This is a genomic window from Thermosynechococcus sp. HY596 (assembly GCF_030518715.1).
In the GTDB taxonomy this organism is placed as follows: Bacteria; Cyanobacteriota; Cyanobacteriia; order Thermosynechococcales; family Thermosynechococcaceae; genus Thermosynechococcus.
Genome location: NZ_CP130346.1, coordinates 703,539 through 717,344 on the forward strand (window position 1 = coordinate 703,539; position 13,806 = coordinate 717,344).

Annotated in this window: 7 protein-coding genes; 5 read left to right on the forward strand and 2 right to left on the reverse strand. The window is 48.4% G+C overall.

Translation table 11 applies throughout. From position 1 onward, the window contains the following. The first annotated feature begins 7 nt into the window (after positions 1–7). On the forward strand, positions 8–694 hold the full coding sequence (locus tag QYC28_RS03600; RefSeq protein WP_302679851.1) for an energy-coupling factor transporter transmembrane protein EcfT: 687 nt from the start codon (positions 8–10) through the stop codon (positions 692–694). 79 nt (positions 695–773) lie between these two features. Further along, positions 774–1,688, forward strand: a complete 915-nt coding sequence (gene cruF / locus QYC28_RS03605) for a gamma-carotene 1'-hydroxylase CruF (protein ID WP_302679852.1) — start codon at positions 774–776, stop codon at positions 1,686–1,688. Here the strand turns inward: cruF and priA are convergent. Beyond that, positions 1,644–4,070, reverse strand: coding sequence for a primosomal protein N' (gene priA / locus QYC28_RS03610; protein ID WP_302679853.1), 2,427 nt, complete (start codon positions 4,068–4,070; stop codon positions 1,644–1,646). The genes cruF and priA overlap by 45 nt on opposite strands. A 128-nt stretch (positions 4,071–4,198) precedes the next feature. Between priA and QYC28_RS03615 the strand changes: the two genes are divergently transcribed. From QYC28_RS03615 to QYC28_RS03625, 3 genes are all read left to right on the forward strand, one after another. After that, positions 4,199–4,378: a hypothetical protein gene (locus QYC28_RS03615; protein ID WP_149818268.1), complete on the forward strand. Its 180-nt coding sequence runs from the start codon at positions 4,199–4,201 to the stop codon at positions 4,376–4,378. A 77-nt stretch (positions 4,379–4,455) separates the two neighbouring features. Next, positions 4,456–7,398, forward strand: coding sequence for an L-glutamate gamma-semialdehyde dehydrogenase (gene pruA / locus QYC28_RS03620; protein WP_149818270.1), 2,943 nt, complete (start codon positions 4,456–4,458; stop codon positions 7,396–7,398). Beyond that, on the forward strand, positions 7,398–8,561 hold the full coding sequence (locus QYC28_RS03625; RefSeq protein ID WP_302679854.1) for a class I SAM-dependent methyltransferase: 1,164 nt from the start codon (positions 7,398–7,400) through the stop codon (positions 8,559–8,561). The genes pruA and QYC28_RS03625 overlap by 1 nt, the downstream gene beginning before the upstream one ends. Here QYC28_RS03625 and QYC28_RS03630 read toward each other — a convergent pair. After that, positions 8,553–13,643, reverse strand: coding sequence for a DEAD/DEAH box helicase (locus tag QYC28_RS03630; RefSeq protein ID WP_302679855.1), 5,091 nt, complete (start codon positions 13,641–13,643; stop codon positions 8,553–8,555). The two genes, QYC28_RS03625 and QYC28_RS03630, sit on opposite strands and share 9 nt — an antisense overlap. Positions 13,644–13,806: the final 163 nt, after the last annotated feature.

Below are 13,806 nucleotides of genomic sequence, written 5' to 3' on the forward strand. Positions count from 1 at the left end.
ATAACCCTTGAGCTTTCGCTACTGGTCGCCGCCGGCACGGGTGATGGCGATTCTCCTGTGGATTTTTTGCATTAGTAGTTTGCGGCGGTGGGAAAGTCTGGCGATCGCGACCTTGCTTGTGGCGCTCCTCTATCTCCTGAGCCATGTCCCTTGGCAGCGCTTAGGCAAACGTCTGCAGCAGATGGGGCTCTTTTTTCTGGGACTGTGGTTACTGTTGGCGGTTACTGCGTGGCCGATCGCACTGCTCCTCACATGGCGCTTGGTCTTGTGTCTTGCCCTTGGCGTGGTGTTGCTAGAAAGCTTGACGTTTAGCGAATGGGTGCAGGTCTGTCGCTGGTGGGGGCTACCGCCCTTGTTGGTGGATACGTTGGCTTTGACCCATCGCTATCTCTTTGAGCTAGAGAGTCAGTTGACACAAATGCAGCAGGCACTCTTTCTGCGGGGATTTCGCTTGAGTTGGCGCCGCCTTCGCCCGTGGGCACAGGTGATTGGTATCTTTCTCATTCGCGCCGAGGAACGGGCACAGCAGATCTATCTGGCAATGCGCTTACGGGGCTATGGGCAAGTGCTTCAGCGTCGTCCGCAATTTTCTGAAGGGGCGGTTTGGAGTTGGGGGCTAACGCTGAGTGCTGGCTTGGGGGCAGGATTGTTGGCAATCTATGATGCCCTTGGTGAAATCCAACTGCCTTTTTGAGGTGGATAGACGACAGTGGGAACAGTGGTACATTAACATATTAACATTTGTAAACGATTGCCCCTTTGAGATTGCCCCTATGAAACCCAAGAACGCGCTTTTCGTTGCGGAGCAGGTGTGCCTAGTTGGCCACATTGTGGCGATGGCCTTTGGCTTAGCGGGGTTGCTCCTCGTCGTACCCCATCCCGAGTTTATTCTGGCATTGCCCGCCTGGGGTCAGCAGCTGTTTCAATGGAGTATGGCCAGTGGGGGTGTCGTTTATATTGTCCTCGGTGCACTGGCGATCGCCCTTCACACCTATCGCAACTTTGGCCTTGGCAAACTCCTTGGCTTTTTACTGCCAGCGGTGGGCATTTCCCTTACCAGTGAACTGTTGGGGACGAGTACCGGCTTTCCCTTTGGCCATTATGGTTACCTCAGTGGTTTGGGGTACAAAATTGCTGGGCTGGTGCCCTTCACGATTCCCCTCTCCTGGTTTTATATGGGGCTAGTCACGTTTCTTTTGGCCTACAGTGGCTTCATCAGTCGTCCGCTGCGGGAAGGCAAGGGCGTGGGCTGGGGGGCAGCCCTGATCACTGTGGGCTTGGGAGCAATCTTTTTAACCGCTTGGGATTTTGTCCTTGATCCGGCCATGAGTCAAACTGCCATTCCTTTTTGGCAATTTCAGGATGTCGGTGAATTCTTTGGGATGCCCTACCGCAACATTCTGGGATGGACGGGCACAGGAGCCGTGTTTATGGGGCTGGCGATGATCACTTGGTGGCCAAAGCCAATGGTGGTGAACCGTGGGCAACTCATTACCCCCTTGGTGGTGTATCTGGTGAATTTTGCCTTTGGGGCGATGATCACGCTCACGTCCTTGGATCAACGTTTTTGGATTCCGGCAACCTTGGGATTTGTTTTGGGGGTCGTGCCGGTCACAGCACTGTGGTGGTTTACTGAAGCCCCCCTAGAGAAAGTTCAGGGGGTCAACATCAATACTGAGGCGGGTTGAGCGGGGACACTGCGCCTTGAGGTGCATGAGGGCTGGGCTGAGGTTAGAAACTCGTTCTAGTTTGCCCTTGAGTAAAATTTGCCAGCGGTAGCGGCCAGCAATTTTGGCAATCGCCGCGGGGGCGGGGCCAAGCACTTCCCATTCTCCCTGAGAAACTGGGGCTAACGTTTGGAGCTGTTGGGCGATCGCCTGAGCCGTTGCGGCCACGTCCTCAGGATCGGGACTACTCAAGCGCAGAAGGATGAGTTGGGCATAGGGGGGATAGCCCAAGGGGGCACGGCTACTTAGCTCCTGTGTGGCAAAGGTGTCCCAGTCATAGGCTTTGACCGCTGTAATCACGGGGTGTTCGGGTACATAGGTTTGAAGAATAACTTTACCGGCGTGGGCACCCCGCCCCGATCGTCCGGCCACTTGGGTGAGGAGTTGAAAGGTTCGTTCTGCCGCCTGATAATCCGGTAAGTGCAGGAGGCTATCGGCTGCCAGAATGCCCACCAGCGCCACTTGGGGTAGATCAATGCCCTTCGTCAGCATTTGCGTCCCCACCATCACATCGGCTGCGCCGGCGGCAAATTGAGTCAATAACTGGCGATGGGCGCCCTTGCGTTGGGTGGTATCACTGTCAAAACGCAGTACTCGCAGCTGTGGAAAGAGGCGATTCAGTTCACTCACCACCCGCTGCGTCCCGCCACCAAAGGGCTTGAGATAGGGAGAGCCACAATTAGGGCAGCGTTCGGGCACAGCTTGGGTGTAGTTGCAATAATGACAACGCAGCACTTCCATTTTATCGTTAAAGAGGTGCCCAGTGAGAGACACGCTGCAATGGGGACAGTACATCACTGTGCCACAACTGCGGCAGGAAAAAAAGGTGCTGTGACCGCGCCGCGGCACAAAGAGAATTGCCTGCCGGCTCTGTAGGTTGCCAAGGGCCTCCTGGAGAAGGTAACTGAGCATGGAACGGTTGCCCCGGTGTAATTCTTGGCGCATATCCACGATGGTGATGGGGGGTAGGGGGGTGGCATGAATGCGCTGGGGTAAAGAAAGAAGCTGAATCTGTCCTGTTTGGGCGGCTTGCCAAGTGCTGAGGGCAGGGGTAGCAGTGCCCAAAATCAGGGGACACCGTTGCTGGCGCGATCGCCATTGGGCAACGGTACGGGCATGGTAACAAGGCTGAGGTTGATCCTGTTTGTAACCACTGTCGTGCTCTTCATCGAGAATGATCAAACCCAAGCCCACCAAAGGCAGCAGAACCGCCGATCGCGTGCCAATGATTACCCGTGGCTGCGGCATCAGCGTCAGTCGCCAAGTATCGTAGCGCTCCCCCTCACTGAGACCACTGTGATACACCAGCAAGCGTTCACCAAAGCGAGCACGCACGCGATCCGTCAGTTGAGGCGTCAAGCCAATCTCCGGTACCAGCAGTAGGGCCGATCGCCCTCGCCCTAGGCACTCAGCAATTGCTTGCAGATAGACTTCCGTTTTGCCAGACCCCGTCACCCCGTGCAGGAGAAAGGTTTGGGCACAGTCTAGGTGTTCGGAAATAGCTTGCAGGGCAGTGGCTTGGGCAGGGGTGAGGGCTTTTGGCCGATCCGATGTCACCGTTACCCCCTGTTCAATGCGGCAATGCTGCTGCTCGACAATGGCAATGTATCCCTTGGCAGCAAGGCGATGGAGCGTTTGGGCGGTGGTGCCAGTAGCCTTGAGTACCTCTTGCAGCCAGCAATCGCGACCCTGTTGCTGCAAATAGCGGAGGATTTGGCGCTGCCGCTGGGTTAAGGTCTCCCCTTCACTATTGAGGAGTACCACCGCCTGTTGCTGTTTTGGCTGTTGACTGGCGGGTGCCGCTAAGTAGGTTTCCACCCAGCCAAGGCGTTCGAGTTCTGCGAGGGCACGCTGAGCCTTGGGAAGCTGTTGCTGGAGGTAGCGCACACTGTAGTCCCCACTCCCTTTGGTCTGGAGAAAGCGCAGCAGATGTTGCCCTTGTTCTGACAGGGGGGGAATCCCCTGTTGTGGCCGCAGGCGCACCCGCCGTTGCGATCGCCCCAAGACCCCTGGCGGTAGAGCAGTGCGCACCACTTGAATTAAAGGCGTGCAGTAGTAGGTGGCAATTTGTTCTAACAACGCCCAATAGTCCTTGGGAAAAAGCTGCTGGTCAACCACGTCAAGGAGCGATCGCAAGCGTTGTGGCTCAACTGATGGCGGTACAGTTTCCAGTACCTCGAGGACAATCCCCCGCACCACTTGGGAGCCAAAGGGTACTTCCACCACCTCGCCCCCTTGAAGACACCAACCCGCAGGAACTTGGTAAGTGTAAGCCTCGCTTGCCGCCGGACAGTCCACAAGCACACTGGCGTAGAGAGAGGGTTGTTGAGGTGCTAAGGCCATCAGATGGTTTGATTGGTTTTCACTCAGACAGGCAGATAAAAACGTCCCCAACCACTGTACATACTTCTTCTTTAGATTTTCGCTATTCCACAACGCAGATTTGCTCGCTAGGCTGGGAGCTGGCGATTATGCGCTGGCCGGTGGTGCGCCGCTTTCCCACAGGCACTGTTTTAAGAGCCAATATCACACCCGCAGGCTTTGCCACGATTACCGATAGTCGCGGTTTGCCTTGGCTGAAGGTCTCCATTGGTGACGAGGATCGCATTTGCTTGGTGCGAGCCAACCGCCGATTTATTCGTCCGCGCTGAGAATTTAGTTGTTTACTTTAGTTTGCTTGAGAGGGCGTGGGAAAATAGGGAAGACTGCTCCTCACCCAAGATTCTTCATGACTGGTCTTTACGAAGCACAAACGATCGCGATCGCCCGTCAACTGTGGGCGGCTAGTCAAGAGTCCCGCAACTTTTTCAGTCAACTGCGGGAGCAAATGCGCATTGAAGATAAACTCCTCAGCTGGGCGATGGAACATCCGGGGCTACGGGTGCAACTCTTTCGCCTCATTGACTGCCTGCCGAGTCTGCGCAGTAAAGCCGAGGTGGCACGCCACTTGCAGGAGTACCTCAGTGACCCCAGTGTGGAGTTGCCGGAAGGCCTAAAAAAACTCTTGAACTTTGCTCAGCCGGATTCCCTGCCCGCCCAAGCAGCGGCAACCACCTTCACAACAGCCGTTCAAGCCCTTGCCCACAAGTACATTGCTGGTGAAACTACCGAGCAGGTGCTGAAAACCATTGGCCGCCTACGCAAGCAGGGCATGTTGGTGACGATGGATATTCTTGGGGAGGCGGTGATTACGGAGGCAGAGGCACAGCAGTATTGCGATCGCTACCTTGACTTGATGCAGCAACTCAGCCCCTTGGGTCAGCGGGAAGGGGTGAATCCAGTCCAAGTCTCCGTGAAGCTGACGGCCTTTTACTCCCAGTTTGATCCCCTAGATGTGTCTGGCTGCCGTGCCAAGGTAGGGGAACCGATTCGGCGGTTGTTGCATCGTGCCCAAGAATTGGGGGTGGCGGTGCACTTTGACATGGAGCAGTACGCCTACAAAGACATTACCCTCGCAATCTTGAAGGACATTTTGCTAGAGCCAGAGTTTCGCGATCGCGCCGATGTCGGGCTGACACTACAAGCCTATTTGCGGGATAGCTACCAAGATGCCCAAGACCTGATTACTTGGGTGCAACAGCGGGGGACACCAATCACGGTGCGGGTGGTCAAGGGCGCCTACTGGGATCAAGAACTCATTAAGGCGGTACAAAATGACTGGCCATTGCCCGTCTATCAACACAAGCAAGATACCGATGCCAACTTTGAGCGGGTGATTGAACTGCTCCTGAGTCACCACACGCTTTTGCGCACAGCAGTTGCGAGTCATAATGTTCGTTCCCAAGCGCGGGCGATCGCGATCGCCCAACATCAGCACATTCCGCCCACGGCCATGGAATGCCAAGTTCTCTATGGTATGGCCGATAAACTTGCCAAGGCTCTTGTGGAAGCGGGGCAGACGGTGCGGGTCTATTGTCCCTACGGTGAGCTGATTCCGGGGATGGCCTACCTGATTCGGCGGCTCTTGGAAAATACGGCCAATAGTTCCTTTTTGCGCCAACAATTGGGAGCGGTAAATATTGACGCACTCTTGGCACCGCCAGAACCAACGGCAGACTTTAGGGCAGTGAACGTTCATCTGACCACGGGCAAGACCTCAACCTTTCTCAATGCTGCCAATAGCGACTATGCCCGCGCCAGCCAGCGGGAAGCGATTCAAGCGGCCTTAATTCATGTCCATCGCCAACTAGGGCAAACCTATACCCCCATCATCAATAGCGATCGCGTCAATACCCTCGAATACAGTGAGTCCCTCAACCCCTCACAGCCCGAAGAAGTTGTCGGTCGCGTTGGCTTGGCCACCATTGAGGATGCCGAGCATGCAATCCGGGCTGCCAAAGCTGCTCAAGCGCAGTGGCAACAGACTCCCGTAGCCGAACGGGCCATCCTGCTCCGGCGGGCAGCGGATCTCCTCGAGGCACAACGCCATGAACTGGTGGCTTGGATGTGCTACGAAGTGGGCAAGGTGGTGGCGGAAGGGGATGCTGAAGTCTCCGAAGCTGTTGATTTTTGCCGCTACTACGCTGATGAAATGGAGCGCCTCAGCAGCGGCTATGACCGCAACTTTCCCGGCGAAACCAACCATTACCACTACCAAGGTCGCGGCATTGCAGTCGTCATTTCCCCTTGGAACTTTCCCCTAGCGATTCCCACCGGTATGACCGTGGCCGCCTTAGTCACAGGCAACTGTACCATCCTCAAGCCCGCGGATCCGGCGGCTGTGATTGCAGCGAAGCTGGCTGAAATTCTCATTGCCGCTGGTTTTCCCCGCGGGGTGTTTCAGTTTCTCCCCGGCCGTGGCTCCGTGATTGGCCCCTACCTCACCAAACATCCCGATGTGCATCTCATTGCCTTTACTGGCTCCCAAGAGGTGGGCTGCCGCATTATTGCTGAGGCAGCGGTGTTGCAGCGGGGACAAACCCACATCAAACGGGTGATTGCCGAGATGGGGGGCAAAAACGCCATTATCATTGACGAAAGTGCCGACTTAGATCAGGCAGTGGCGGGGGTGGTGCAATCGGCCTTTGGCTACAGCGGCCAAAAATGCTCCGCCTGTTCACGGGTGATTGTCCTCGAGTCCATCTATCAACCCTTTGTGCAGCGCTTAGTGGAGGCCACCAAGTCCCTCAATATTGGGCCTGCCCATTTGCCCAGTACCCGTGTCGGACCGGTGGTGACCGCAGCCGCCCGCGATCGCATTCAGGAATACATTGCCAAGGGACAGCGGGAAGCGGAACTGACCTTGAGTGTACCGGTACCGGAGGTGGGGTATTTTGTCTCTCCTACCATCTTTACCAACGTCCCCCCCACCGCCACGATCGCCCAAGAGGAAATTTTTGGCCCGGTGCTAGCGGTACTGCGGGCAGAAACCTTCAGCCAAGCCCTTGAAATTGCCAATGCCACGGCCTATGCCCTGACGGGGGGGCTCTATTCGCGGACGCCGTCCCATATTCAGCAGGCCAAAGCCCAATTTGCCGTAGGGAACCTGTACATCAACCGTGGGATTACGGGGGCGATCGTGGATCGGCAGCCCTTTGGTGGCTTTAAGCTCTCAGGGATTGGTTCCAAAGCGGGTGGCCGCGATTACCTGCTGCAATTTCTGGAACCGCGTGTCATTACCGAGAATGTGCAGCGCCAAGGGTTTGCCCCCATTGCCGGAGTGGATGATTGATGTCAAAGGGCACTCAGCTATTGGCCGACCTTCAGGAGCGCATCAGGGCAGCGGGCGCCATTTCCTTCTGTGAGTTTATGGCCTTGGCTCTCTATGCACCGCAGTGGGGCTACTACAACCGTCCCCAAATACAGATTGGTCGGCGCGGCGACTTTATCACGTCCAGTAGTCTGACGAGGGATTTTGCGGAACTGCTCACTGAGGCTTTTGTGCAGATGTGGCACGCCTTGGAGCGACCGCAGCGGTTTACCCTGTTGGAGATGGGGGCGGGTGAAGGCCAATTTGCGGCTGGGGTCTTGGGCTATAGCCAAGCGACCTACCCCGATTTCTTTGCCACCTTGGAGTACCAGATTCAAGAGCAGTCCCCCACTTTACGGGAACGCCAACGGCAACGCTTGGCTCCTTGGGGCGATCGCCTGCACTGGCTGGATTCTAGCACAGCGGCTGAACCCATCGTTGGCTGTATTTTTAGCAATGAACTCGTGGATGCATTCCCAGTGCATCGGCTGCAATGGCAGGGGAGCAATTGGCAGGAAATTTACGTCAGCCTCAATGCCCAAGGGGAGTTTCAAGAGGTTTTGCGTCCCTTGAGTGGCGATCGCCTTCATACCATTAATGATTACTTTGCCACCGTTGGCATTAATCCGCAGCAGCAGGGCTACAGCGACGGCTACCGTACCGAGGTTAATTTGAACCTAATCCCGTGGCTCAAGGATCTGAGCCAGCGCCTAGAGCAGGGCTTTGTTCTCACCATTGACTATGGTTATCCCGCTCAGCAATACTATCATCCCGCCCGCTGTGAGGGTACCTTGCAGTGCTACTATCAACACCGCTATCACGACAATCCCTACTGTTTTGTTGGCGAGCAGGACATTACGGCTCATGTGGATGTGACCGCCTTGACGTGCTATGGGGAGCACTTTGGCCTTGAAACTCTCTATGTCACCCGCCAGAGTTTATTTCTCATGGCCCTAGGTTTGGGCGATCGCCTACTGGCGCAACAGCAGAGGAATGGCAGTCTCCTCCAAGCCCTGAACCGCCATCAATCACTGCACCAACTCATTGACCCCCTTGGCCTCGGTGGCTTTTACGTCGTTCTCCAAGGGAAGCAAGCCACCCTCGATCTGCCGCTATTAGGCGAACTAGATACAGCACTAAGTTAACGGTTTTTCATGAATTTGAACATCAATTGCTGAATCATCACTACGGACTTCATATTTATGCTCTGACTGACGGTATACATTGACTGTTTGATGGGTTGTTGAAAAAGTGTTCTCTTCTAGATATTGAGGGTTACCCCAGATTATCTCTTCAATGGTGCTAGAGGTATACTCAGTGAATCCACTACCTGAGTCTTTCACAAGTTGTTCAATTTCACGAATCTTCTGTAAGTAATTTATGCCTTCTGTATCATCATCTGGCATCACAATAAAGAGATAGTCTCGCGCTCGGCTGATAGCCACATTGAGAATATTTTGGTTGTTAAGGAACATCTGAGAACTTGAAGAGAGTTTTGGTGGTGGATTGAAAAGAGTAAAAATAATATCGCACTCATCACCTTGGAAACCATGGATGGTACCGACTTCAATCTCAATAGTACTCGGCTTAGGAGACCATGAGTCAGTTAACCTATTCAATAGGCTAGCTTGGGCACGATAGGGAGCAATGATTCCGATGTGTAACTTGGAACTTAAATGGACTTGGCTTGCAAGCCAGCGAACGAATTCAAAAGTGAACAACGCTGAGTAGATATGGTAAGGCGTTCCACTTTCCAGTCGCTTAGGTCGGTAAATACTTTCATATTGTTTAACGGGAAACTTAATAAGATTGATTGGCTGAATAGTAAGGCTACCAAAATTTAATGGACGCTGCATTTCATTTGTTCGATAGTGCCGTAAAATACCGTCATAAGTAAATCGACTGAAAACTTCGCCAATAGCAGGAATACTCCGATATTGTGTTTCTAGATTTATTACTCGGTACTGATGTGGCTCTGTAGTAGGACTTGCAAAAGAGCCTACTTTACTGAGGCCAACCAGTGTATAGATATTTTCACTTTTCCAATCTTCAACTTCAGAAATCGGTTCAATTTGGAAGGGATCTCCCGCAATAATAAATTTGCAAGACCGGTGGCTGTATAGTGGATAAATAATGTTGACAAGTGGAATCATTGAAGCTTCATCAATCACTATTGTATCCCACTCTATTTCACGTAACTTCTGCCTACCAGATTTGGTAGAAAATCCATCATAGACAAAACGGGCAATCGTCGTGACTGTTATGAAATGACTTAACTGGCTAATATCAAAGGAGCGATCGCGACACACACCTGCTTTTTCAATATACTCATCACTAGAGCTTCCAAAACGAATAAGCCAGTTTTGATAGGAAATATTTGTGCCCATTTTCTCTATAATACGAGCTACTAGAACATCGGCTGCTTTATTAGTAGGTGTAAGAACAAGTACCTTGGCTGGATTATCACCTTGCATCATTGGAATCAGCACTTTCTCTGCAAGGTAAGTAGTCTTACCTGTACCAGGTGGACCGAATACAAACTCAATATGAGGCGTTAGGTTCGCCTTCATATCAAACTGATTGTCCAACCCTAGTTCACGAAAGCACTTCATTAGTTGATCTAAGAGAAAAGATGGATTTTGTATTTCGATACAAGCTTCTAGTACCTTACTTAGATCAAGGCCCTTCAGGTCATCCTCAGAAGTAAGCTTACCAAGAAGTATAAATTCTTTTGCCGTAAATGATTCAATATGCAGTTTTTCCTTTCGCCCATCAGCAAAACACAAATCTAGACGTACATCCGAAAAATCTTCAATCGAGGGTGGAATAAAACGATTCGGCTCCTTTAGAACAATAGTTCTAGATGACTGATTGTCCAAGTCTACTTTACTAAATCGAATAGAAATAGCCTTGCTGCTTGAAAATTTTTCAAGATTTTGCATGCACTCTAATTCAAGTAGTGAAATAAACCAGCCATAGCTGTATCGAGGCAATTTTTTAGCTTTCCGATATAGAGCTTCTTCACGTTCTATGCGATCAAGTTCACTAGCGTAGCGATCTTTGGCACGATCTAGCTTTTTGTCATAGTTAACTGATTGTGGAGCATAGTCATCTACATCTTGAATACTGTCATCCTCCTTATTAGGATCCTTATTAGGAGCCTTAACTGAAGAGCGACGCTTTTCAATTTCTTGAATTAGAGAAGACTGACAACTTCTATCCTCTAATTGAGTACTTTTTCTGCGAACAGCCTTTTTGAGAATATCTATTGCTTCAGTTTCGGAAATTTCCAGTTCTTCTAGTACTTTATTGAATCTATCAGCTTGCTCAATTTTCCGAGATTCTTCCTCACTTAAATAAGAAGTTTTTTCTGATTTATTTTTTATTCCCAAAAATTCGATAAAATTTCCTGCGTCACGTTGATTATATTCATCTGAAAGTTCTTGAATTGTAATAGCATCAGGAGAAACCAGATCACCCGACTTATTTAGGAGCCACTTACTTTTGCGTAGCCTCTCGCTAACACTTGTGTAATATTCGTATTCTCCTTTGTAACCTCCACGTGGTCCAAAATGCCTTCGAGATACCGTCATAGCACTTTTATAACTACTCCACCAATAGCGAGTAAGAATATTCCAAAGGAGAATAGATTTTTCATGATTCACTTTCTCTAATAATTCCTCTAAACCATCAATTTTTTTGTCATCACCTGTCACTCTTATGCCAAACCAATTATAGTGAACTTCATAGCTAGGGACGTCAATTATTTTTGGAATAGAATTAACACCAAGCTCACATAGAAATCTTTTGAGATTTTCTTCATCTTTTTCATCTATAAACTTCTTGTATTCATCTTCTAGTAAAAACCTTGTATCTGGTTTAGTTTCAAACCATTTTCTTAATTTAGTAGTCGGGAAATATATTATTTCGTTCGGTTTACTCCAGTGAATTTCTGAATTATTACTTTTATTTTGTGTAAAGCAAGCAAGAAAGGGAATTTTTTTAATGTCATTCAAAAAACTTTCGGCCTCATATTGGGGAAGAGACATAAAATAATCAAAAAAAGTTTTTAAGTGAGTAAGTCGCTCATTGATACTAAGCTTCTGTAGAGATTCATCATCTTTATATTGAGGTAGGATAATTTCATATATCTCGTCACGTTTAGATGGTTCTTGACTATTGACGCCTAATAAACCTAAAAATTTTTTTAAGATTTCATGATCAGATTCAGGATATTTCTCAGCAAGATATTCCCAATCTAGGAACTTGGTGTCCGGCTTGGATTTATAAAAAGCAACTAGAGCATCAGTTGGAAAATACAGTGCTGTTCCCCGAGAATATCCCCTTTGACCATTTTTTGCTTGATAAGGCAGGAAGTCTATCTTCTTAATTCTTGAAATAAAGTGATCCGTTTCATTATGCAGGCACTCATTTTTGAAGTATTTGAATGACTTAGCCAAGAAATTATCTGGTGAGATCTGTCCTCTAGCTATCTTATTAATATCAGCCTCAATTTCATCCTTGACGGTGTATTCTCTGATGCCGAAGCGAGCAAAAAACTCCCTAGCACTTTTTTTATTACCATTGCCTATAATTCGTTGGATAGCCATAAATAGTTTGTATGATAAGGCTTTATAGTCGTCATGATCACTATTGGGAAGAAATAGAGCCAGCTTACCTTCTCGATCGTATACTGAAGTAACATTTCCATCATTATCAATAAATATATTTCTATTTTTTACTATATCCATCCTTTTTTTGGATTCAGATATCCACTCATAGAATCTATACAACCATTTATAGTTTTGTTTTTTTATGAAAACACTAAATGTATCCTCAAAATTATTCAGAATTTTATCTTCATCTAACCAACCAGATATAATTTCATCGATATAATTCACGAGTTGCTTATTTTTTCGATGACATTCATCTCGACCAAATGAAGTAAATACCCAGCAGGCATCTTGATTACCTGTTAGAAATGCCAACTGCTCGTTAGAAATGATCTGTGTAATTCTAGGAATAGATGCCCAATAGGCATTGTCTGATTTTGCAAATCGGTTTTTGCTAGAAGGAAGTAATGCTTCTTCCTTAAACTTAGACTTGATGGCTGTATAAAATGGCCTGAATGAAATTCTACTACTATTATCTTGATTATCAAACATTAATTCATCATAGGGAATAATATCAATGATACTATCATCTATGAGTTTTTCATCTCGTAGTACAGGAAGGCTATCAGCAGCAAGTTGTGCTAAGTCCTCAATAAGCTTTTGGTTATGTTCCTCTCCAGCTTTGATACCTTCTCGACTGTCCGTCAGCAGAAATGGTGCATGCAAAATAAAGTTGAGATTTGTTTCTTCTCTAGTTGGAAAGAAACAAAATGCAGGACGATGAATGGGGCGTAGTGCTTTATTTTTTTCTAAAGCGTAGCCAATAGAATAAGTATGACCTTTATCATTGGTTCTGCTAAACATTAATAAGTATTCGATATTCTTTCTTTCATTTGTAACTAATGACAGCTTTAGATGTTGAACTCTGATATCTTGTTGCTGAGTCTCATCTCTAACTTCTTTAATATACTGACCATTAACATTACCCGCTTCAAAAGAAATGAATTTTAGGTTAGAGAGAAATAGAGTAGGAAATTCTAAAGACTTTAATTTTTTAAGAATCTCGTCATAACTCTCTTGAGCTTGTTTCTCTGTGTGGTCAAAAGGAAAGAAAAAAACTGTTTCTGATGACTCTCGCCAATCAAGATCAGCATCTAGCATACGTGGCACGATAAAGCGTTCAATTTTGAACTGAAATTGTGGATCATAGATGTGTGGTGTTTGGGTGTACTGAAAAACTGCCTTAAAGCCAATTCCAAATTTACCAATTGAAGCTTGAGTTTTGTTTGAGTTTCCAATTGAAGTAATTGCGTTAATATGGCCTAAAGTGCCATTTTCTCTATCCTCTTTTTCTCTGTCGGGATCAGAAATAGTAAACCAAATAGAACCATTGTGTATAAAGTACAGTCCATCTTTTTTAAGTCTGAACTTGGCAATAGTTGCCTTAGCATCATCAGCATTTTGCAGTAATTCATAAATAAAGTGTGCTTGGTCAGAGTATTTGTCCACAACACTACGCTGGAGACCACGCATGAAAGGCTGCTCAAGCATATCAGCAGCTTGGGCGCGAACTTGGGTAAGCTTATCGAACCACTCTTTCTCTTTTCTTCCCATTATTTTTGTTAATAACTTAGCTTTGTTACGCTATAGCATACTAAATTTCAAGGAATAATATGCATAAATTTTAGAAATCTTTACTTGCGATCATCAAGTGTACTGCATGGCTTAGGGACTGTGATCGCCCCCTATAAAGGAAATTAGCTATGCCAGCAATATT

What these genes read in the sequence shown, in the direction of transcription:
- cruF (WP_302679852.1), top strand. Translation starts at nt 774, where the DNA reads ATGAAACCCAAGAACGCGCTTTTCGTTGCGGAGCAGGTGTGCCTAGTT.
- QYC28_RS03625 (WP_302679854.1), top strand. Translation starts at nt 7,398, where the DNA reads ATGTCAAAGGGCACTCAGCTATTGGCCGACCTTCAGGAGCGCATCAGG.
- pruA (WP_149818270.1), top strand. Translation starts at nt 4,456, where the DNA reads ATGACTGGTCTTTACGAAGCACAAACGATCGCGATCGCCCGTCAACTG.
- priA (WP_302679853.1), bottom strand. Translation starts at nt 4,070, where the DNA reads ATGGCCTTAGCACCTCAACAACCCTCTCTCTACGCCAGTGTGCTTGTG.
- QYC28_RS03615 (WP_149818268.1), top strand. Translation starts at nt 4,199, where the DNA reads ATGCGCTGGCCGGTGGTGCGCCGCTTTCCCACAGGCACTGTTTTAAGA.
- QYC28_RS03630 (WP_302679855.1), bottom strand. Translation starts at nt 13,643, where the DNA reads ATGGGAAGAAAAGAGAAAGAGTGGTTCGATAAGCTTACCCAAGTTCGC.